This window comes from Blautia acetigignens, assembly GCF_025566865.1.
Lineage (GTDB): Bacteria > Bacillota > Clostridia > Lachnospirales > Lachnospiraceae > Blautia_A > Blautia_A acetigignens.
In genome coordinates, this window is sequence record NZ_JAOQJM010000003.1 from 158,539 (window position 1) to 178,014 (window position 19,476).

Below are 19,476 nucleotides of genomic sequence, written 5' to 3' on the forward strand. Positions count from 1 at the left end.
ATGCGCCGAGAAGTATCTTTGGAGGAGATTTCCGACGGAAGACTTTATGAATTAAATGATATGGTAAAGGCAGACTGCCAGGACTGCGCTGGCTGCCACGACTGCTGCGAGGGAATGGGAGACTCCGTAGTGTTAGACCCTATGGATGTGTACCGTTTAAGCCAGGGCCTTGGAAAAAGCCCTACAGAGCTGGTAAGCGCCGGATGGATCCAGTTTGACGCCATGGACGGAAACATCCTTCCCCACCTTTGCATGACCGGGAAAAACGAAAGCTGCGTGTTTCTAAACGACCAGGGAAGATGCCGGATTCACAGTGTCCGTCCTGGATTTTGCAGGCTTTTCCCGTTGGGACGCTACTATGAAAACGGAAGCTTCAAGTATTTTCTGCAGATCCATGAATGCAAGAAGACCAACCGGAGCAAGATCAAGGTAAAAAAATGGATCGACACCCCGGAGCTTCGCAAATACGAGAAGTTCGTAGCAGACTGGCATTACTTCCTGCTTGATGTGCAGGAGGTGCTTTACGGTGCCGCAGATGCCCAGCTGATCAAGAATCTGAACCTTTATGTGGTGAACCGTTTCTACCTGAAGCCTTATGAAAAAAATCAGGATTTCTATGAGCAGTTTGAAGAGCGGCTGAAAGAGGGCAGGCAGCTTCTAAGCCTTGCCTGAAGGCAGGGGACTGCCCCTGACACCAGAAAAAGAAAAGAGTATAGAAAAACTCCCGGAACTCTCACGAGAACCGGGGGTCTTTTATTTTTAGTTTGCAGTATTCCATTAGAAGCTTTGGGAGGGACTATGGTATCTGCGCACTAAAAATTCAATCTATAACAAATTATAAGATATAAGCAACATAATAGAAAGCTGTCCAAATACTAGAATACACGAAAAATTCCGTTTTGGCAAGTGTTTTTTGTAAAATTTGATACAAAATTTTATGTAAATTTTACAGAATCTGCAAATAAAATTACACAGCCTATTATAACACAGCAAAAAGGCGTTTTGTAAAAATCCTTTTTCAAACATGTTCTGGACATTGGAGGAAAATGTTGCTATAGTTAGGAGAGAAATCAGGGAAAAACATTATTATACCTGATCTTATTTAAAAACGAAAGAGGACACAGCCATGCCAGTATTTGATTTCAGCGGCGCTTCTGCAAGCAAAGCAGAGGCCAAATGCACCTATACCACTTTTCAAAGCAATAATACCACACCATCTGCAGACCAGCCCATTATGGTGCTTGATAATAAAGAAAGACACTGGAAGCATCATTCCTGCGGCGTTTTCACCAATCCGGTGAACCGCACTGCCTTTGAATTTAAGGAAGAGGACGGCACCTTCACAGCCGATGTGCTGAAAATCGATTCCAGATTTACCAGCCTTCTGAAATGGCTTGGAGACAGCCGCATCAATGTGCGCCTGTCAGGAGCGAATACAGAGGACGGCTATGCTGTGTACCGCATCAGAGAGACTGCCTTTGGGGGCGGCACCAAGCTTTCCGCAGAGGACGGCTTTCTGCAGTTTATGATCGAGCGTCTCCTTGAGAGCAATGCACCTGCAGAAGCAGAGGAGGACGAGAATCAGGAGGAAACAGGGGATGAGATGAAGCTTACCAGCCTTCAGAGCATCACCGATTTTATGACCTGCGCAGGCAAAACCCTGCCGGATAACATCCGCCTGTGGACCAGAAGAAACCTGGCAGTGGCAAGATCCAGCGAGGTTTCCCAGGAAGAGCGCCATCACGCACAGAGAGCTCTTTCCATTATGCTGAACATCCAGTGGAAAAACAATTACTTCGAAGCCATCGACCCGGTGGAAGCAAGAAGAATCCTGGACGAAGAGCTTTACGGAATGGAGCGTGTGAAACAGCGTATCATCGAGACCATTATCCAGATCAACCGTACCCATACCCTGCCTGCTTACGGACTTCTTCTCATCGGACCTGCAGGTACCGGTAAATCCCAGATCGCCTATGCGGTAGCAAGAATCCTGAAGCTTCCGTGGACGACTCTGGACATGAGCTCCATCAACGATTCCAAGCAGCTGACAGGTAGCCCTCGTATTTATGCAAACGCTAAACCTGGAATTATCATGGATGCATTTTCCATGGCAGGAGCCTCCAACCTGGTATTTATCATCAACGAGCTTGACAAGGCAAACTCCGGACATGGCAACGGAAACCCGGCAGACGTGCTTCTTACCCTTCTGGACAACCTTGGATTTACAGACAACTATATGGAATGTATGATTCCAACCGGCGGTGTTTACCCTATTGCCACAGCCAATGATCGTGACCAGATCAGTGCGCCGCTGATGTCCAGATTTGCCGTGATCGACATTCCGGACTACACAGCAGAAGAGAAGAAAGTAATCTTCTCCAGATTCTCCCTGCCCAAGGTTCTGAAAAGAATGCATATGGAAGAGGGCGAGTGCATTATCACAGATGACGCTCTGGATGCCATTGTTGCCCGCTATTCCAATACCACCGGTATCCGTGACCTGGAGCAGGCAGCCGAGCACATTGCCGCCAACGCCCTGTACCAGATCGAGGTCAACCATGTGGATAAGGTGGAATATACAAGAGAGATGGTTGAGGAACTGCTGAAGTAAAAAACATAACAGGAGTAACAAAAATGGAATTCTGGGATATTTATGACATTAATAAAAGACCTACAGGCCGCACCATGAAGCGCAACGACTGGTGCTTAAAGGACGGAGAGTACCATCTCACCGTCCTCGGAGTAGTTGCAAGACCGGACGGCACCTTCCTGATCACCAAGCGCGTCATGACCAAAGCATGGGCGCCAGGCTGGTGGGAAGTATCCGGCGGCGCAGCCCAGGCAGGAGAATCCTCCTATGACGCAGTTCTCCGCGAGGTGAAAGAAGAGACAGGCCTTGACGTAAGCAGTGCACAGGGCGGCTATCTTTTCACATACAAAAGAGAAAACCCGGGTGAGGGAGACAATTACTTTGTAGACGTATACCGCTTTGTCATGGACGTACAGGAAGAAGACCTGCACCTTCAGGAAGAGGAAACAGACGGCCACATGTTCGCCACATTGGAGCAGATCAAAGCCTTTGCCGCAGAAGGAAAATTCCTTCACTACGACAGCATCCAGGCCGCTTTTCAAGGGTTATAAGCAATGGCCGTGCGCCCTACGGCTGCAAATTTTGGAAATAAATAATGTTAAAATTATGTAAGAAAACAGCCGGAAATGAAATAGCCGCTTGTAATTTCAAGAAAGATATATTATAATTAGCACCGAAATCTGAATAAAAACCAGGGGAGTTTCGATTGAGAAGCTGAGAGTAAGGTAGCCCTTAGACCCTTTTAACCTGTTGGATCATGCCAGTGTAGGAAGTGTTGAAGATGTATTTTAGAGCATTTGCGTGATTGCAGATGCTCTTTTTTCTTTTGCAGATTCATAAAAAGATGGTTCTTATTCGATTGATAAAAAATCCCAGGCCCGGAACCCTTTCAAATCAGCTTCGGAGATCTGGCACATATTAAAGGAGGAAACAAAAATGAACGCAAGTGTAGCAATTCAGGTACTGCCAAATGTACAGGATGACGAAGAAGTAATCCGCATTGTAGACGAGGTAATCGCCTACATCAAATCCACAGGACTTAACTGTTATGTAGGACCTTTCGAGACAACCATCGAGGGTGACTACGATCAGCTTATGGACATTGTAAAAGAGTGCCAGCACGTAGCAGAGCGCGCAGGCTGCAAGGCTATGAACGTCTATGTAAAGATCTCTTACAAACCAGAAGGGGATGTGCTTACCATTGAAAAGAAAGTTACCAAACATCACCAGTAAGATTCCCCCTGTCGTTGCAATGGCGGCAATCCTGCTTCTCTGGGAGCTGGTAAGCATCTCCGGATTAGTTCCGTCCTACATGCTTCCCTCCCCGGTTGCAGTGTGCAAGGCGCTGATCGGCGACCTTCCCACTATTTTATTCCATGCGAAATTTACCCTTTTGGAATCCTTCTACGGACTTCTCATTGGAATCGCTCTGGCATTTATTTTCGCAACTGTGATGGACCGTTTCCGGGTAATGGATCAGGCTTTTTATCCGATTATGATCATTACCCAGACCATTCCCACCATCGCCATCGCGCCGATCCTGGTGTTGTGGATGGGCTTTGGAATGGCACCAAAGATCACCTTAGTCGTGATCACCACCTTTTTCCCCATCACCATCGGGCTTCTGGACGGCTACAAGAGTGTAGACCCGGATGCCATCCGCCTGATGAAAGCAATGGGCGCCGGCAGAATGCAGATTTTCCGCCATGTGAAATTCCCCTCTGCCCTGCCCCAGTTCTTTTCCGGGCTGAAGATCTCCGCATCCTACGCCGTAGTAGGTGCCGTAGTATCTGAGTGGCTGGGAGGCTTTAACGGTCTTGGTGTTTACATGACAAGGGTAAAAAAGGCATACGCGTTTGACAAAATGTTTGCAGTTATTATTTTCATTGTGATCATCAGTTTGCTGCTGCTTTTCATAGTAAATGTGGCAAGCCGCATCGCAATGCCCTGGCTGCAGGTTGAAAAGGAGAAAAATCATGAATAAGAATCTGAAAAAAGCCGTTGCATCCGCTGCAGCGCTGACAATGGTATTTGCAGTTCCTACAGGTGTTTACGCAGCAGATGGCGAGAATGAGAAAATCACATTCTGCCTGGACTGGACACCGAACACCAACCACACAGGACTTTATGTAGCACTTGCAAAAGGCTATTATGAAGACGCAGGACTTGACGTAGAGATCGTACAGCCGCCGGAAAACGGTGCAGCACTGATGTGCGCAGCCGGACAGGCCCAGTTCGCAATCGAGGCACAGGATACTATGGCAGCTTCCCTGGCACTTGATGAGCCTCTTGGAATTACAGCAGTGGCAGCTGTGATCCAGCACAACACCTCCGGAATCCTTTCAAGAGCAGGAGACGGAATCGACACACCAGCCGGACTGACTGGCAAAACTTATTCCACATGGGACTCTCCAATCGAGCTTGCCATGCTGGAAAATGTAGTAAACAGCGACGGAGGGGATTTTGACCAGGTTACCCTGATCCCCAACGACATCACAGATGAGCCGGCAGCACTTGCAGCCCATCAGACAGACGCCATCTGGGTATTCCAAGGCTGGGGCGGCGTGAACGCAGAGGTAGAAGGCGTAGACTGCGATTACTTCGCATTCTCCGATATCAATCCTGTATTTGACTACTACACACCGGTTATTATCGCTAACAACGATTTCCTCAGCGAGAACCCGGATCAGGCGAAAGCATTTATGGAAGCAACTGCAAAGGGCTATGAGTTTGCAGCAGAAAATCCGGACGAGGCAGCACAGATCCTCATCGACGGCGACAACACAGGCTCCCTCAAAGACGCAGAGGAGCTGGTAAAGAAGAGCCAGGAATTCCTTTCCGCAAAATACATTGACGATGCAGACAGCTGGGGCGTGATCGATCCTGAGAGATGGAACGCATTCTACAAATGGCTGTATGAGAATCAGCTTTGCGAAAAAGACCTGACAGACGTAGGATTTTCCAACGACTATCTGCCGCAGTAAATGAGGAGAACAGTGCCATGGCTTATGCGAAAGCTGTGGAGACTGTGCAGATGAAATAGAAAGTTATACAGTAGGGAATATAGAATGTCATCAGAAAACAGTAAATCATTACTAAGAGCAGAACATATTTCAAAAGCATACGGTGAAAAACAGGTCCTGAAGGACATTTCCATTCATCTGGAACAGGGCGAGCTGGTATCCCTTCTGGGAGTCAGCGGCTCCGGAAAGACCACTTTGTTTCACATTCTTTCCGGCCTTGTAAACCCAGATGCGGGAAAAGTATACCTCCGCGATCAGGATGTAACCTCCGCCCCCGGAAGCATCAGCTACATGCTGCAGAAGGATCTCCTCCTTCCTCACAAGAAGGTAATTGACAATGTGGCACTTCCCCTTCTTCTGAAGGGAATGAAGAAGCAGGAAGCCAGGGAGAAAGCCAATCCCTTATTTGCGGAATTTGGCCTTGAGGGCACCCAGCTTCAGTATCCAAGCCAGCTCTCTGGCGGAATGCGCCAGCGTGCAGCCCTGCTTCGGACCTATTTAAGCTCCAGCGGTGTTGCCCTTCTGGACGAGCCATTCAGCGCACTGGACACTCTGACTAAGGCCAGCGTGCACAAATGGTATCTGGATATTATGCAGCACATTGATCTGTCCACCTTGTTTATTACCCATGACATTGACGAGGCTATTTTGCTGTCCGACAGAATCTACATTCTGAACGGGACTCCCGGAACCATCAAGGAAGAAATCATGATCCGGGAGAAAAAGCCAAGGGCAGAGGACTTCTCGCTGTCAGAAGAATTTTTGGAATATAAGAGACAAATTATTAGTAAGCTTTGACAGAAGATGTGTGCAGAGGTTTTTGCAGCATCTGTGAAAAAAATTCAAAAGGCCGCTATGCATATTCAGTATAATCCGAAATGCACAGCGGTCTTTTTCTGATTGGGAAAAATTTTCCACAAATTGTAATATGCATCTTGTAGAAAGCCTTTTTCAAACAAGCTCTGGCGGATACATGCCGAGCATTTTATTATCTGCTGGATGATCATAGTACATCAGTTTAGAAAATACACTCCCAGATTCAAGTACCCTGCAAACGTCACCCACGCCAGATAAGGCAGCATCAGATTTGCCGCCTCAGGGGACACCGCACCGAAAGATTTTATAGTGGCGAAAATCAGCAGCCACAACGCCGCCAGCCAGAAAAAGGAAAACAGATACCAGCCGCAGTTAAAGAACCAGATCGACCACAGAAAGTTAAAAAACAGCTGCAAAATGTAAAAAAACAAATCATTGTTGGTGCATTTCCCAGAATTTGCCACCAGGTAAGCGGCGAATCCCATCAGCAGATAAAGAATGGTCCACACCACCGGAAACACCCATCCCGGCGGGGAAAGGGGCGGCTGGCAAAGGTCCGCGTAGGCCTCCATAGACCCGGTAGTCAGAAGCGCTGCAAATGCTCCCACTGCCAGTGGAAATAAAAGAAAAGGAAGAATATTTTTTATCTGGGTATTCATTGAAAAACTCCGTTTACCGGTAAAATTAATTCATTATATGCTTCTGGCCATGGACGAAATACCGATTGCTTTTATTGGATATCAAAATATGATGATGTTAGGGTCAAAAGGTCTTTTGCCCCTAACTTGATATCCACGAATTGCTCCGCTGCAAAGCAGCTCCCGCAATTCTCGAATATTCGGAATCCGCTGATTTACTATGTAAATCGCTACTTCCTCATGTTCGGCGGGTCCCAAGTTCAAAAGCCTTATCATGCAGGCATGAACGGCTTTTTGACCTTTTGACCCTGATATCAAAATATACAATAAGTACGAAAATGTAATTGCATAGCGGAATATATTGTGCAATAATTATAAAAATGAGCGCAAGGAGGAACAAAATGAAGAAATTAACAACAGGAAAAATCTGGCAGTTTGCAGCTGGACAATTTGGCTGGGCAATGCTGTCGGGAATCATTTCCAACTGGCTGGTGTATTTTTATCAGCCAGATGAGACTGCCATCAGTCAGGGACAAACTGTATTTATTCCTCAGGGGCTGGTGGTACTTGGCATTTTTACCATAATTGGAGGAATCACAGCTTTCGGAAGGATTTTTGACGCATTTACAGACCCTATGATCGCGTCTTTATCAGACCGGTGTACATCAAAAAATGGGCGAAGAATCCCATTCCTGAAATGGGCATCTCTTCCGCTGGCACTTTCCACCGTATTGGTATTCTGGTCTCCGCTAAATCAGAACAGCTGGATCAATGCTGCCTTTTTGCTGGCAATGATCCTGGCATATTATCTTTCCATTACTGCATATTGTACGCCATATAATGCGCTGATTCCGGAACTGGGACATACTCAGCAGGAACGACTTAATATTTCTACCGTTATTTCTTTTACTTTCATTGCAGGAACAGCAGTAGCATATCTGGCGCCCACCATCTGGGGTGTATTTATCCCGGTTTTTGGAAGAGTAGGCGCAATTCAGGTGACATTTACAATAATGGCAGCTGTGGCATTTATATGCATGCTGGTACCGGTGTTCACCATCCGGGAAAAAGACTATGTGGATACAGTTCCATCTAAGGAATCTGCTTTTGGCTCACTTACTGCTACCTTCAAAAATGGAGAATTTAGAAAATTTGTAGCATCTGATATTTTTTATTGGATCGCGCTTACCATGTTTCAGACAGGACTTCCCTTTTTTGTTACCAGCCTTCTGAAGCTTCCGGAGACTATGACAACCCTGTACTTTGTTGGAATGACAGCTTTGTCTCTGGTCTTTTACATTCCGGTAAATAAATTGACACCAAAGCTTGGAAAGAAAAAGATGATTTTGTTTGCATTTGCGGTATTTTCCGCTGCTTATTTCTATACTGGATTTATGGGAAAAATGCCTTTTATTCCAGCTTCCGTGCAGGGACTGATCCTGACTGTTTGTGCGGCACTTCCTATGGCAATTTTTGGAATTCTTCCACAGGCTGTTGTAGCAGACATTGCTCAAAGTGATTCTATTACAACGGGAAGCAATCGCGAAGGAATGTTTTATGCAGCAAGAACATTTGCGTTTAAGCTTGGACAAAGCATTTCCATGTTGATTTTTACGGCAGTTTCCACAATTGGAACAGGAAACGGAACCGGTTATCGGATTGCTGCCTTTGGTGCTGCAGCTTTTTGCTGTGCAGGAGGAATTATACTGGTGTTCTACAACGAAAAGAAGATTAACAAAATTATAAGAATCCAAAACCAAAAATAACAGCAGGAGCAGCCAATATGGAAATAATACATGAAAATGAATATTTATACAGGATGAACAAAGAGGCAGAGCCGTATCTTGAACTGCACCGTCAGGAAAAATATGTCTCAAATGCCGAAAATTTCATTCGAGGCAAAAATAAGGATTTTTCAGGAAAAATACACATACAGTATTATCTGGCAAAAAATCCCAGGGGTGTCATTGTGATCAGTCACGGTTTTACAGAAGGTTCGCCGAAATATGATGAGATGATTTATTACTTTCTGAAGGCTGGGTATCATGTGTATATGCCAGAACATATGGGGCATGGGTTGAGCTATCGGCTGACGGCAGATCCGTCTCTTGTGCATGTGGATATCTGGAAAAGGTATGTGCGGGATTTTTTGAAAGTATGCCGTGAAATAAAAGGAACACATCCGGATTTACCCCTGATTCTTTTTGCCCATTCTATGGGAGGGGCAATTGGTGGGATTTCGGCATCCTGGGAGCCTGGACTGTTTCAGAAAATCATATTAAGTTCGCCTATGATCCGTCCTCTTACAGGAAAGGTGCCCTGGCCGCTTGTAGTTTTGATTGCACATTTTGAATGCTTTTTCGGAAAGGCTCAAAAGTATGTGGCAGGGCAAAAAATCTATGATGGAGGGGAAAGCTTTGAAACCTGTGCCGGAACCTCGGAATCAAGATTTGAAAGATATGATAAAATTCGCAGGGCGCACAAGGAACTGCAGACCTGTGCGGCATCCTATGGCTGGCTTTTGGCGGCTATAAAAATGAGTTGGTATCTGCAGATTTGGGGGTGGAAAAAAATAAAGGTACCTGTACTTTTCTTTCAGGCAGAAAATGACGATTTTGTATCTGTGCGCGCACTGAAAAGATTTGCAGGAAAAGTGAAGCAGCAAGGCAGCAGCTCCTGTAAATATATTTATATGCCTGGAACAAAACATGAAATCTACTGCAGCGATGACTCCTCTATGGAGAAATATCTGAAACAGATCTTCCGCTTTTTAGAAATAGATGCACAGGAAATTTATTGACAGGCCTTTTTAAACGGGAAGACAATACTGAGAGCATAAAGAAATATACAATCTCTTTTCAGTATGCTAAGATTAGAGAAAATGTAGAAGTATTGTTGTCAATATAAGGGGCTTTTTGGTACTTTTGGTATTGGTATAATCTCAATGTTTACTACGAGCTATTAGTTTCGCTTAGTAATGAAAAATTGAGAAGAATGGAATTCTCCCAATGTTAAGAAAGAACCGAGATACGAGCAGAATGAGGTAAAAAATGAGCTATAGAAATGTGAAAATAGAGAAAAGCGCGAGAATCGCCAAGCAGTCCATCATCCTTGGAGACGTAACCATCGGCCGCGACAGCTGCGTCCTGTATTACGCCGTCATACGCGGCGACGACGCCCCCGTCACCATCGGCGCAGAAACCAACATCCAGGAAAACTGCACCATCCACGTAAGCCACAACATGCCCGTCCACATCGGAAACAACGTCACCATCGGCCACAACGCCGTCATCCACGGCTGCACCATCGGCGACCGCACCCTAATCGGAATGGGCACCATCATCCTAGACGGCGCCAAAATCGGCACCGACTGCATCATCGGCGCCGGCAGCCTCGTCACCAAGAATACTGTAATTCCAGACGGTTCCCTGGTAATGGGAAGCCCCGCGAAGATTAAGCGGAATCTTACGTGGGAGGAGAAACTGGGGATTGTGGAGAATAGTAAGGAGTATGTGACAGTGAGTGAGGAAATGTGGGAGCAGGGAGTGCTGTAAAACTGATGCGCGGCACAAATAGATAAAACTTATGGAGTAGAAACAAATGGGGGAGAATTTTTGTGCAGTTGATTGTGAAAACAGCCTTTTTCTGTCATATTCATAATATTAGAAATGGTTGAAGTTTTGTGGAGGAGCGTATGGATTTTAGGAAAATTATTGAAAATACAGTAGTTCCGATGAATTTTTCAACGGAAGAAAAAATTGCTTGTTATGATGGCGTTATTAGATATGATTACTTCCTATTAGGAACACTGTAAATACAAGGCTTTTCGGAGCCTACAAACCAGAAAAAATAATATTTGATCTATCACATTACGCAAAAAGCCGTCCGGCATGAAAAACGGGCGGCTTTTTTGCGTGGATAGACGGAAAGGAGGCACAAAAATAACTACAAAATTTTAGCGTTCAAATTTGTGCAACTTTAACGAAAAGGAGGATCGTAAATGGCCGATGAAAAATTGAATACGGGCCCTGCGGAGAATACTTTCCCGGAGGCTGCCGAGCCTATCACCACACCCGAACAGGCCGCAGCGTCTGAGCCCCAGCAGGAACAGACCGGGCCTGCCATACCTGAGCCCGGCGATGTGGTTGTGTCCTTTGACAAAATCAATGAGCTTATGGCAGAAAAGAGACAGAACGCCCGCGCCGAAGTCGAAAAGGCGGAAACCCCCGAAGCGCAGGAGGCGGCAGCCCCCGGAGAAACACCGCAGCCCGCCAACACGGAGGAACCGAAAAAGCCGCGCCGTGGCCGTCCGCCGAAAGCAGAAAAGGCCGCGACTGAAAATCAAAAATCGGAGAAATCGGCTGGGACCCGCAAGGGCCGCCCACCCAAGGCGGATAAGACGGCCCCTGACAAGCCCAAGCCGTCCAAACGAGACAAAGTGTCCCGAAGTGACGGAAAGGCTCCGGATGCCAAGGAGCCCATTAAGCCCGCACAGGATACGGCACCGAAGGAAACTGCTACTGCGGAACAGACGGCTCCCGAGCCGACCACACCGCCCCGCCCGGTTGAGGAAGGCAAGCTGGTTTATCTGAAACTTTCCGAGGTTCATCCGTTTCACACATTCCGTCCGCACCCCTTTAAGGTACGGGACGATGCGAAGATGCAGGAAATCGTTGCTTCTATCCGCGTAAACGGTGTAATGGTTCCCGGTCTTGCCCGTCCGGAGAAAGATGGAAACGGCTATGAAATTGTAGCGGGCCATCGCCGTACCCACGGCAGTGAGCTGGCTGGACTGGAGGAAATGCCCTTTATCGTCCGTGAAATGACCGACCACGAAGCGGTACAGGCCATGAAGGACAGCAACAAGCAGCGTGACGGGATGCTCCCCAGCGAATTGGCCGCGCTGCTGGAACTCGAGGTTGAGGACATCAAGCATCAGGGCGGGTGGCTGAAAGGTGTTGCGGAAGGCGATGTCGGGAAACGCTCGGTTGAGATTGTAGGCGAGGCGCATGAAATGAACTATAAAAAGGTCATGCGCTACTTGCGGCTCAACTCCCTTGTGCCGGAGCTTCTGGATAAGGTAGACGATAAAAAGATGGGCTTCATGCCTGCCGTGGAGCTTTCCTACATCAAACCGAAAAATCAGAGGCTTATTGCTGTTTCCATTGACGGGGAGCAGGCTTCGCCCTCGCTGGCCCAGGCCAAACGGCTCCGGGAGCTGGATAAAGAAGGCAAGCTCAACGGCGATGTCATTGACGGTATCTTATCAGAACAGAAAAAGGAGGATCGAGGCGTGATTATTTCTACTGCGGAACTGGAAAAGTATTTTGGCAAGGAGGTCACTCCCGCCAAAATGAAAGAACAGATTATGTCCCTGCTGGATGACTGGAAAGAAAAGCAGCCGCCGGAGCTGGCAAAAGCCCCAAAAAAGCAGGAACTTGACAAGTAACAACTTCGAGACACTTTGTCCCGAGGGTTCCGCCCTCGCGCAGAGGCTCTGGTGGTATATATCCCCCGTCGCCGCCTGTTTTTTAGTACAGCCGGGAGTGGGCCGTCAAGGGTGCAGCGCACCGCCGTTTTCGGCGGCTCGCCCTTGACGGTCTGCCCCGGCTGTGCTATTTCCCCGGCAAGCGGCGGGGGTATATCCTCCAGAGCCGTCCCCTTTCCCAAGACTGGGAAAGGGCGTGGGGTTTGGGTTGAACCTTCTTATTAAAATATCGGAGGTATGAACGATGAAACGACCCCTTGCTTATATTACCGCTGCATGGCTCGGCGGCGATAGCGAAAACGCAGAACTGACGGCGCAGTATTGCCGCACCGTGTATGAGGCAGGCTTTTCTCCTATTTGCCCGCCTTTGTACTTGCCCCTGTTTCTTAACGATGCCGTTCCCGAGGAGCATAAAAGCGGCATCGACATGAGCCGTGACCTGCTCCGCCGTTCTCATGTGCTGGTTGTCTGCGGGCACAGTATGACCGAAGCCATGAAAAATGATATTGCCGTGGCCCAGCGGCTGGGAATTACGGCAACAACCCTTGAGGGCATCCTGACCGTCAAGGGACAGGGCCGCCGCTAATGGCAACCCTGTTTGAAGCCTACGTTACCAACGCCGGAAAGTACAGCGAGGGCCAGCTTGTGGGTGAAACACTGAAATTTCCCACAACCGCCCAGGAGGTGGAGGCTCTCTTGAAACGGATCGGCGTGGATGGCGTCCGCTATCAGGAAATTTTTATTACCTCTTTCGATGGGGATGTGCTGGGGCTCTATGACCATTTGAGCGAGTATGAAAATCTGGACGAGCTTAATCATCTGGCCTGCCTGCTTTCCGAGCTTACCTCATCGGAGCTGGAAACACTGGAGGCCGTCCTCGACAGTGGCGATCACTGTTCTTCGGTGCGGGACATCATCAATCTGACACAAAATCTGGACTGTTACGGCTTTTACCCCGGCGTATCCGATGAGGAAACGCTGGGACGTATTTATGTGGACGATCTGGAAATGTTGGATGTGCCGGATCAGGTAAAACCGTATTTCGATTATGAGGCGTATGGCCGGGATGCCTGCATCCACGAAAACGGCCATTTTGCCCCGGGCGGCTATGTTGTCAAAGAAAGCGATCATTTCGTGGAAGTGTATCATGGCTTGCAGGATATTCCCAAGGAGCATAAGGTGTTCTCTTTCCCGAAGCTCTCTATCTGGGAGCAAATGGCCGCTTATCAGGAAATCATAGACGGTTCTTCTTTGGAGGGCTACCGTCAAATGCAGAAAAAAGACCGTGGGGATCGGTGATGGCACTTCGAGACAAATTGTCCCAAGGAAGGAGGCGGTGTAACTGATTGATGAAGATATTTCCCGGCGCACGATAGCCATATCTGTAAAAACAACCAAGCTGACGGCGCGGGGACTGGCGTATGTGCTGGGCATGGTGGGTCGGAAGATCCGCAAGGCATACCGTGGGCGGCAAGTACCTCATGGCAAACAAAGTGTGCGAAAGCTCATGGCCCACGGCACAGCCACAAACAGCATTGAGCTATCCGGGGATGCCAAGTCCTTTGACCGCGTGGCCCGGAAATGGAATGTGGACTATGCGTTCTATAAAACCGGGCCGGACAAATACCTGTTGTTTTTCAAGGCTGGACAGGCAGACGCAATGACCGCCTGCTTTTCCGAGTACTCCCGGAAGGTGTTAAGCAAAGCAAAATCGAACCGTGTTCCCATCCGGGAACAACTGAAACAGGCGGCAGATCAGCTTCCCAAAGAAAAGCCGAAACAAAAAGAACGTGCAAAGGAGGTGGCCCATGAGGACAGATAAGATCAGAAAATATCTCATTCCAAACATTCCCTATCTGTTCATCCTGTGGGCGTTCATCAAGCTGGGAACGGCCTACCGGCTGGCGGAGGGTAACGATTTTGCACATAAGCTCATCGGGCTGGGCCAGACGATTGGCCCGGCCTTTGCTGACTTTGCACCCGGTCTTGCTCCGCTGGATTGGCTTGTCGGTATTGTAGGTGCAGTTGGTTTCCGGCTGCTGATCTATTTCAAAAGCAAGAACGCTAAGAAGTTCCGGCGGGATGCAGAATACGGCAGCGCCCGGTGGGGAACGGAAAAAGACATCAAACCGTTTGTCGATCCGAAGTTTGAAAACAACGTGATTTTGACCGGGACGGAGTTCCTCACGATGAACACCCGCCCGAAAATCCCCGCAAATGCCAGAAACTTGAATTGCTGCATTATCGGCTCGTCCGGCTCCGGCAAAACCCGCTTCTGGCTCACGCCCCAGCTTTTACAGGCTCATTCCTCTTATGTGGTGGTCGATCCGAAAGGCGGTGTGCTGGGACAGGTCGGGGGTTTCCTGCAAAAACGCGGGTACAAAATCAAGGTATTCAACAGCATAGATTTTTCAAAATCCATGCACTATAACCCGCTGGCGTATATCCGCAACGAGGCCGATATTCTGAAATTCGTGGATGCCCTGATTTCCAACACCAAGGGCGAAGGCAAGGAAGGCGATCCATTCTGGACGAAATCGGAAACGCTTTTGTACTGTGCTCTGATCGCCTACATCATTTTCGAGGGGCCTGCCGAGGATCGGAACATGAATACCCTTGTGGATATGATTTCCGGCATGGAGGTCAAGGAGGATGACGAGGATTTTATGAACGCGGTGGACTATATGTTTGCCGGGCTCGAAAAGCGTAAGCCGGATTGCTTCGCGGTCAAACAGTATAAAAAGTACAAATTGGCCAGCGGCAAGACGGCAAAAAGCATTTTGATTTCCTGCGGTGCGCGACTGGCTCCCTTTGACATCCCGCAGCTTCGTGAGGTCATGGCCTATGACGAATTGGAGCTTGACCGTATCGGAGATCGGAAAACGGCGGTATTCTTCATTATTTCCGATACCACGCAGACCTACAACTTTTTAGTGGCGCTTGCTTTTTCGCAGATGTTCAACCTCCTGTGTGAACGGGCGGACAATGTTCACGGTGGCCGCCTGCCGCACCATGTACGGGTGTTGTGGGATGAGGCAGCCAACACGGGACAGGTGCCCCAGCTCGAAAAGCTGGTCGCGGTTATCCGCTCCCGCGAGGTGAGTCTTTGCCTGCTGTATCAGCAGTTGGCACAGTGCAAGGCTATTTACGATAAACACGCCGAGACAATCCTCGGCAACATGGACAGCGTGGTGTTCCTCGGTGGCCGCGAAGCCAGCACCATCAAGGAAATATCCGAAAACTGGCTGGGAAAGGCCACAATCAGTATGCAGACCGACAGCCGTTCCCGTGGCCAGTCGGAAAGCTACAGTCAAAATACCCAGCGGCTGGGCCGGGAACTGATGACCCCAGCCGAACTTGCAACCATGCCGGGAGACAAATGTATTTTACAGCTTCGGGGCCTGCCCCCGTTCTTCTCTCCCAAGTACGATCTGAAACGGCATCCGAACTACCGTTATACAGCGGAGGCCGATAAACAGAAAAACGCTTTTGATCTCGACAGGCTCATTAACCGCCGCAGGCGGCCCGGGCTGAACGAGGTGTGTACGATGTATGAGGTGGCTGTGCCGGACGATGCACTCACGGAAGAGGACGAGGACATCCTCAACTATGATGACATCGACGATCCAGACGCCTTTGCATAAACGCTTCGAGACAAAGTGTCCCGAAGTTTGTAACCTGCCGCCTGTATGGGCGGCTTTTTTGTTACCGGAAAAATCCCGGAGAAATGGAGGCTTATATGGCATTTTTCTCATCTGCAATCGACACTTTACAGACCCTCGTTATTGCTCTCGGTGCTGGCCTTGGCGTGTGGGGCGTGGTTAATCTGCTGGAGGGCTACGGCTCGGATAACCCGGGCTCCAAGTCCCAGGGCATGAAGCAGCTCATGGCGGGCGGCGGCATCATCCTCATTGGCACCACGCTGATCCCTCTGCTGTCCGGCCTGTTTTAAGGTAGGCGCTTATGGATTTTCTCACCGACTGGCTCACAAACTGGCTCAAAGAGCTTCTGATTGGCGGGATCATGGGGAACCTCGAAGGTCTTTTTGATACTATCAATACCCAAGTCGGAGAGATTGCGGCACAGGTAGGGACTACCCCGGCGGCGTGGCACGCCGGGGTTTTCTCCCTGATCCGACAGCTTTCCGAAACGGTGATCCTGCCGATTGCCGGAATGGTGCTGACCTTTGTTGCCACTTATGAGCTCATACAGATGCTTTTGGAAAAGAACAATATGCACGAGGTTGACGTTGCGAACCTCTATAAATGGATGTTCAAAACAGCCTGTGCAATCTTAATCCTGTCAAATACATTCAATATCGTCATGGCTGTGTTCGATGTGTCGCAGAGCGTTATCGCGCAGGCAGGCGGGCTCATTCAAGGCTCTACCGATGTTTCGGCGGATATGCTTGCCGAACTTGAGACCTCGCTGGAGGCGATGGACTTGGGGCCGCTTTTGGGGCTGTGGCTACAGTCTGCGCTCATTGGATTTACGATGAAGGCGATGGGGATTATCATTTTCGTTTTGGTGTATGGCAGGATGCTGGAAATCTATCTGCTGACCAGTCTGGCCCCCATCCCCGTTGCTACGCTTTCCAACCGGGAGCTTGGCAGCACCGGGCAAAACTACATCAAGTCTCTGTTTGCCGTGGGCTTTCAAGGGCTGCTGATCCTTGTATGTGTTGCAATTTACGCGGTGCTCATTCAAGGCATCGCAACAAGCGGCGATCCCATCGGGGCGATTTGGGGAACTGTGGGCTACACGGTTTTGCTTTGCTTCATGCTCTTTAAGACCGGGAGCATTGCCCAGCGTATCTTTGGCGCTCATTAACAGGAGGATGTGCTTATGCCGAGAAGATACGGGGCGGATGGAACGCGCTTATGGAATGGAAAAACGCCGGAGGAGTTTACTGAAGCGGACGCTTACCGCTTTATGGCGGAAACGGAGGCCGTCCTGCAAAGAAAAGAGCTGATGGACGACCCCGCCCAGCCTGCTCCGGCAAGCGGAAAGGAGGAATTTTATCTGAGTAAGAAAGACGATGTATTGCTGACCCCGGAGCAGATTGCTGCGGAGGAGCGGCGCTGGCTGTTTGATGCTCCCATCGCGGAGCTTGCGGAAGTCAAGGGCGTTAGCATTGACGAGGCAGTAAAAATGCGGACAGATGCTGTCTTGCAGGAGGCGGTTGTTCCGATCACGGTATCTGTTCGCCCGATTGAGCCGCAGGGAAAGTTGATCGGCTTCGCCAGCGTCAATTTTGGCGGTGTGGTCATCGATGATTTTAAGGTTGTGGACGGGAAAAACGGGATTTTCCTCGGTGCTCCCTCTAAGCCCGATCCTGCCAGCCGGACGGGATACCGGGCTACGGTTCGGATTCCTGACCGCGCCACACAGGAACGGATCAACGCGGCTGGTGTGGAGGCGTATCATGCGGCGGTGGAACAGCTTGTTGCACGGGCCCAGGCGGTACGGCCTGCCCCGATCAAGGAGCAGATGGCCGAGGCCGCGAAACAAGCTGGAAAAGAAAATGCCGCCCGTCCTGCGCCTGCCAAGGCAAAGGAGGCCCGTAATGACCGATAGCCGCACTTTGGGACAAAGTGTCCCGAAGGAGGGTTTGTTTCTCATGGACGGCATCGAGGGTCTGCGCTCCCTGCCGAAGCATAGCGTGGATATGCTGCTGACCGATCCGCCCTACGGCACAACCCGGAATTATTGGGATGTGCCCCTGCCGCTCCCGGAACTGTGGGAGGCGGTGAAATGGGCGGTCAAGCCGAATGGTGCGGTGCTGTTCTTCGCACAGTGCCCCTTTGACAAGGTGCTGGGCGCATCCAACCTCGCCATGCTCCGCTATGAGTGGATTTGGTACAAGGAGCGCGGAACAGGTTTTCTCAATGCAAACCGGGCTCCACTGAAAAAGTCCGAGAATATCTTGGTGTTTTACCAGAAGTCCCCGGTCTACAATCCGCAGTTTACTTATGGCAAGCCTTATACCCGCGTACATTCCCGAAGCGGTACAAGCTCCAACTATGGAAAATTTGAACGGCAAGGCTCGGAGTCCAACGATGGCCGCCGCTATCCCGGAAATGTACTTTTTGTGCCTACGGTGTCCGGCGGCATCCACCCCACGCAGAAGCCCGTGGAGCTCTGCGAGTATTTGATCCGCACCTATACCCACCCCGGCGAACTGGTCGCGGACATTTGCGTTGGCTCCGGCACAACCGCGATTGCAGCCATCAACACAGAACGCCGCTTTGTATGCTTTGAAACGGCCCCGGCCTTTTATGCCGCTGCCAGTGAGCGCATCCGTGCGGCGCAGGCAGTAAAAAGCTCCGGCGAGAAAGGAGTGTAATTATCCAGCAGTATTCTATCATTTACGCCGATCCCCCTTGGCGCTACTCGGCTAAGAAAGTACAGGGCGCGGCGGAAAAACATTATCCCACTATGAGCATTGAGGAGTTATGTGCGTTGCCTGTGGCTGATCTTGCAGCCCCGGACAGCGCACTCTTTTTATGGGCCACTTTCCCGCAGCTCCCGGAGGCGCTCCGGCTGATCGAGGCTTGGGGCTTCACCTACAAAAGCGTTGCTTTCGTCTGGCTGAAAAAGAACAAGAAGGCGGATAGCTGGTTTTACGGCCTTGGCTTCTGGACAAGGGGCAATGCAGAAATCTGCCTGCTGGCAACCAAGGGACATCCAAAGCGGCAGGCTGCCAACATTCATCAATTCATCATTTCCCCGATTGAAGCCCATAGCAAAAAGCCGGACGAGGCCCGCGTCAAAATCATTTCCCTGATGGGCGATCTGCCCCGCGTGGAGCTCTTTGCCAGGCAGACCCCGCCCGGCTGGGCTGTATGGGGAAATGAAGTAACACCAACCATCCCGGACTTTGGGACACATTGTCCCGAAGTACAGAAAGGAGTGTAATCT

Annotated in this window: 22 protein-coding genes and 1 riboswitch; of the genes, 21 read left to right on the forward strand and 1 reads right to left on the reverse strand. The window is 49.5% G+C overall.

Annotation, left to right across the window (positions count from 1 at the left end; all coding sequences use genetic code 11):
• The 8 genes from OCV70_RS05920 (at position 1) to OCV70_RS20120 (ending at position 6,616) form a co-directional block, all read left to right on the forward strand.
• Entirely contained in the window at positions 1-672 is a 672-nt protein-coding gene (locus OCV70_RS05920; RefSeq protein ID WP_173766851.1) for a YkgJ family cysteine cluster protein, read from the forward strand.
• Between the two features lie 454 nt (positions 673-1,126).
• Positions 1,127-2,611, forward strand: a complete 1,485-nt coding sequence (locus tag OCV70_RS05925) for an AAA family ATPase (protein ID WP_173766853.1) — start codon at positions 1,127-1,129, stop codon at positions 2,609-2,611.
• Positions 2,612-2,634: 23 nt separating this feature from the next.
• Entirely contained in the window at positions 2,635-3,141 is a 507-nt protein-coding gene (locus OCV70_RS05930) for an NUDIX hydrolase (RefSeq protein ID WP_021926865.1), read from the forward strand.
• 132 nt (positions 3,142-3,273) lie between these two features.
• Positions 3,274-3,380, forward strand: a riboswitch (TPP riboswitch).
• 146 nt (positions 3,381-3,526) lie between these two features.
• A complete protein-coding gene (locus OCV70_RS05935; protein WP_021926864.1) occupies positions 3,527-3,823 on the forward strand; it encodes a thiamine-binding protein in 297 nt (98 codons plus the stop codon).
• Positions 3,792-4,574: an ABC transporter permease gene (locus OCV70_RS05940; RefSeq protein ID WP_021926863.1), complete on the forward strand. Its 783-nt coding sequence runs from the start codon at positions 3,792-3,794 to the stop codon at positions 4,572-4,574. The genes OCV70_RS05935 and OCV70_RS05940 overlap by 32 nt, the downstream gene beginning before the upstream one ends.
• The gene (locus OCV70_RS05945; protein WP_262579368.1) at positions 4,567-5,574 is read left to right on the forward strand and encodes an ABC transporter substrate-binding protein; all 1,008 of its coding nucleotides are present in this window, start codon (positions 4,567-4,569) and stop codon (positions 5,572-5,574) included. Before OCV70_RS05940 ends, OCV70_RS05945 begins: the two co-directional genes overlap by 8 nt.
• Before the next feature lie 84 nt (positions 5,575-5,658).
• Positions 5,659-6,411, forward strand: coding sequence for an ABC transporter ATP-binding protein (locus OCV70_RS05950; RefSeq protein WP_262579370.1), 753 nt, complete (start codon positions 5,659-5,661; stop codon positions 6,409-6,411).
• A gap of 73 nt (positions 6,412-6,484) precedes the next feature.
• The gene (locus OCV70_RS20120; protein WP_416795305.1) at positions 6,485-6,616 is read left to right on the forward strand and encodes a DUF6783 domain-containing protein; all 132 of its coding nucleotides are present in this window, start codon (positions 6,485-6,487) and stop codon (positions 6,614-6,616) included.
• Positions 6,617-6,626: 10 nt separating this feature from the next.
• On the opposite strand, the gene OCV70_RS05955 is transcribed toward OCV70_RS20120, so the two are convergent.
• The gene (locus tag OCV70_RS05955) at positions 6,627-7,088 is read right to left on the reverse strand and encodes a TspO/MBR family protein (protein WP_262579372.1); all 462 of its coding nucleotides are present in this window, start codon (positions 7,086-7,088) and stop codon (positions 6,627-6,629) included.
• 380 nt (positions 7,089-7,468) lie between these two features.
• Between OCV70_RS05955 and OCV70_RS05960 the strand changes: the two genes are divergently transcribed.
• The 13 genes from OCV70_RS05960 to OCV70_RS06020 all read left to right on the forward strand — a co-directional run bounded on the left by OCV70_RS05960 (position 7,469) and on the right by OCV70_RS06020 (position 19,473).
• Entirely contained in the window at positions 7,469-8,833 is a 1,365-nt protein-coding gene (locus OCV70_RS05960; protein ID WP_262579374.1) for an MFS transporter, read from the forward strand.
• Positions 8,834-8,850: 17 nt separating this feature from the next.
• Positions 8,851-9,867 (forward strand): alpha/beta fold hydrolase, encoded by a 1,017-nt coding sequence (locus tag OCV70_RS05965; RefSeq protein WP_262579376.1) that lies wholly within the window; start codon positions 8,851-8,853, stop codon positions 9,865-9,867.
• Positions 9,868-10,117: 250 nt separating this feature from the next.
• Positions 10,118-10,621: a gamma carbonic anhydrase family protein gene (locus OCV70_RS05970; RefSeq protein WP_262579378.1), complete on the forward strand. Its 504-nt coding sequence runs from the start codon at positions 10,118-10,120 to the stop codon at positions 10,619-10,621.
• A 446-nt stretch (positions 10,622-11,067) separates the two neighbouring features.
• Positions 11,068-12,516: a ParB/RepB/Spo0J family partition protein gene (locus OCV70_RS05975; protein WP_262579380.1), complete on the forward strand. Its 1,449-nt coding sequence runs from the start codon at positions 11,068-11,070 to the stop codon at positions 12,514-12,516.
• Positions 12,517-12,799: 283 nt separating this feature from the next.
• On the forward strand, positions 12,800-13,141 hold the full coding sequence (locus OCV70_RS05980; protein ID WP_262579381.1) for a DUF7768 domain-containing protein: 342 nt from the start codon (positions 12,800-12,802) through the stop codon (positions 13,139-13,141).
• Positions 13,141-13,854 (forward strand): antirestriction protein ArdA, encoded by a 714-nt coding sequence (locus tag OCV70_RS05985; protein ID WP_262579383.1) that lies wholly within the window; start codon positions 13,141-13,143, stop codon positions 13,852-13,854. The genes OCV70_RS05980 and OCV70_RS05985 overlap by 1 nt, the downstream gene beginning before the upstream one ends.
• Before the next feature lie 133 nt (positions 13,855-13,987).
• The gene (locus OCV70_RS05990; RefSeq protein ID WP_470255697.1) at positions 13,988-14,377 is read left to right on the forward strand and encodes a PcfB family protein; all 390 of its coding nucleotides are present in this window, start codon (positions 13,988-13,990) and stop codon (positions 14,375-14,377) included.
• Positions 14,364-16,199: a VirD4-like conjugal transfer protein, CD1115 family gene (locus tag OCV70_RS05995; RefSeq protein ID WP_262579387.1), complete on the forward strand. Its 1,836-nt coding sequence runs from the start codon at positions 14,364-14,366 to the stop codon at positions 16,197-16,199. Before OCV70_RS05990 ends, OCV70_RS05995 begins: the two co-directional genes overlap by 14 nt.
• Positions 16,200-16,294: 95 nt before the next feature.
• A complete protein-coding gene (locus OCV70_RS06000) occupies positions 16,295-16,507 on the forward strand; it encodes a Maff2 family protein (RefSeq protein WP_117471222.1) in 213 nt (70 codons plus the stop codon).
• An 11-nt stretch (positions 16,508-16,518) separates the two neighbouring features.
• Entirely contained in the window at positions 16,519-17,385 is an 867-nt protein-coding gene (locus tag OCV70_RS06005) for a VirB6/TrbL-like conjugal transfer protein, CD1112 family (protein ID WP_262579388.1), read from the forward strand.
• A gap of 15 nt (positions 17,386-17,400) precedes the next feature.
• Positions 17,401-18,132, forward strand: a complete 732-nt coding sequence (locus OCV70_RS06010; protein ID WP_003020333.1) for a septation protein SpoVG family protein — start codon at positions 17,401-17,403, stop codon at positions 18,130-18,132.
• Entirely contained in the window at positions 18,122-18,901 is a 780-nt protein-coding gene (locus OCV70_RS06015; protein WP_262579395.1) for a DNA-methyltransferase, read from the forward strand. The genes OCV70_RS06010 and OCV70_RS06015 overlap by 11 nt, the downstream gene beginning before the upstream one ends.
• Before the next feature lie 2 nt (positions 18,902-18,903).
• The gene (locus OCV70_RS06020) at positions 18,904-19,473 is read left to right on the forward strand and encodes an MT-A70 family methyltransferase (RefSeq protein WP_262579455.1); all 570 of its coding nucleotides are present in this window, start codon (positions 18,904-18,906) and stop codon (positions 19,471-19,473) included.
• Positions 19,474-19,476 lie beyond the last annotated feature (3 nt).

Coding starts and splice junctions, on each gene's coding strand:
- OCV70_RS05980 (WP_262579381.1), top strand. CDS start 12,800: ATGAAACGACCCCTTGCTTATATTACCGCTGCATGGCTCGGCGGCGAT.
- OCV70_RS06010 (WP_003020333.1), top strand. CDS start 17,401: ATGCCGAGAAGATACGGGGCGGATGGAACGCGCTTATGGAATGGAAAA.
- OCV70_RS06015 (WP_262579395.1), top strand. CDS start 18,122: ATGACCGATAGCCGCACTTTGGGACAAAGTGTCCCGAAGGAGGGTTTG.
- OCV70_RS05975 (WP_262579380.1), top strand. CDS start 11,068: ATGGCCGATGAAAAATTGAATACGGGCCCTGCGGAGAATACTTTCCCG.
- OCV70_RS05985 (WP_262579383.1), top strand. CDS start 13,141: ATGGCAACCCTGTTTGAAGCCTACGTTACCAACGCCGGAAAGTACAGC.
- OCV70_RS05995 (WP_262579387.1), top strand. CDS start 14,364: ATGAGGACAGATAAGATCAGAAAATATCTCATTCCAAACATTCCCTAT.
- OCV70_RS05970 (WP_262579378.1), top strand. CDS start 10,118: ATGAGCTATAGAAATGTGAAAATAGAGAAAAGCGCGAGAATCGCCAAG.
- OCV70_RS05960 (WP_262579374.1), top strand. CDS start 7,469: ATGAAGAAATTAACAACAGGAAAAATCTGGCAGTTTGCAGCTGGACAA.
- OCV70_RS05930 (WP_021926865.1), top strand. CDS start 2,635: ATGGAATTCTGGGATATTTATGACATTAATAAAAGACCTACAGGCCGC.
- OCV70_RS06000 (WP_117471222.1), top strand. CDS start 16,295: ATGGCATTTTTCTCATCTGCAATCGACACTTTACAGACCCTCGTTATT.
- OCV70_RS05990 (WP_470255697.1), top strand. CDS start 13,988: ATGGTGGGTCGGAAGATCCGCAAGGCATACCGTGGGCGGCAAGTACCT.
- OCV70_RS05925 (WP_173766853.1), top strand. CDS start 1,127: ATGCCAGTATTTGATTTCAGCGGCGCTTCTGCAAGCAAAGCAGAGGCC.
- OCV70_RS05955 (WP_262579372.1), bottom strand. CDS start 7,088: ATGAATACCCAGATAAAAAATATTCTTCCTTTTCTTTTATTTCCACTG.
- OCV70_RS06005 (WP_262579388.1), top strand. CDS start 16,519: ATGGATTTTCTCACCGACTGGCTCACAAACTGGCTCAAAGAGCTTCTG.
- OCV70_RS05935 (WP_021926864.1), top strand. CDS start 3,527: ATGAACGCAAGTGTAGCAATTCAGGTACTGCCAAATGTACAGGATGAC.
- OCV70_RS05920 (WP_173766851.1), top strand. CDS start 1: ATGCGCCGAGAAGTATCTTTGGAGGAGATTTCCGACGGAAGACTTTAT.
- OCV70_RS05950 (WP_262579370.1), top strand. CDS start 5,659: ATGTCATCAGAAAACAGTAAATCATTACTAAGAGCAGAACATATTTCA.
- OCV70_RS05945 (WP_262579368.1), top strand. CDS start 4,567: ATGAATAAGAATCTGAAAAAAGCCGTTGCATCCGCTGCAGCGCTGACA.
- OCV70_RS05965 (WP_262579376.1), top strand. CDS start 8,851: ATGGAAATAATACATGAAAATGAATATTTATACAGGATGAACAAAGAG.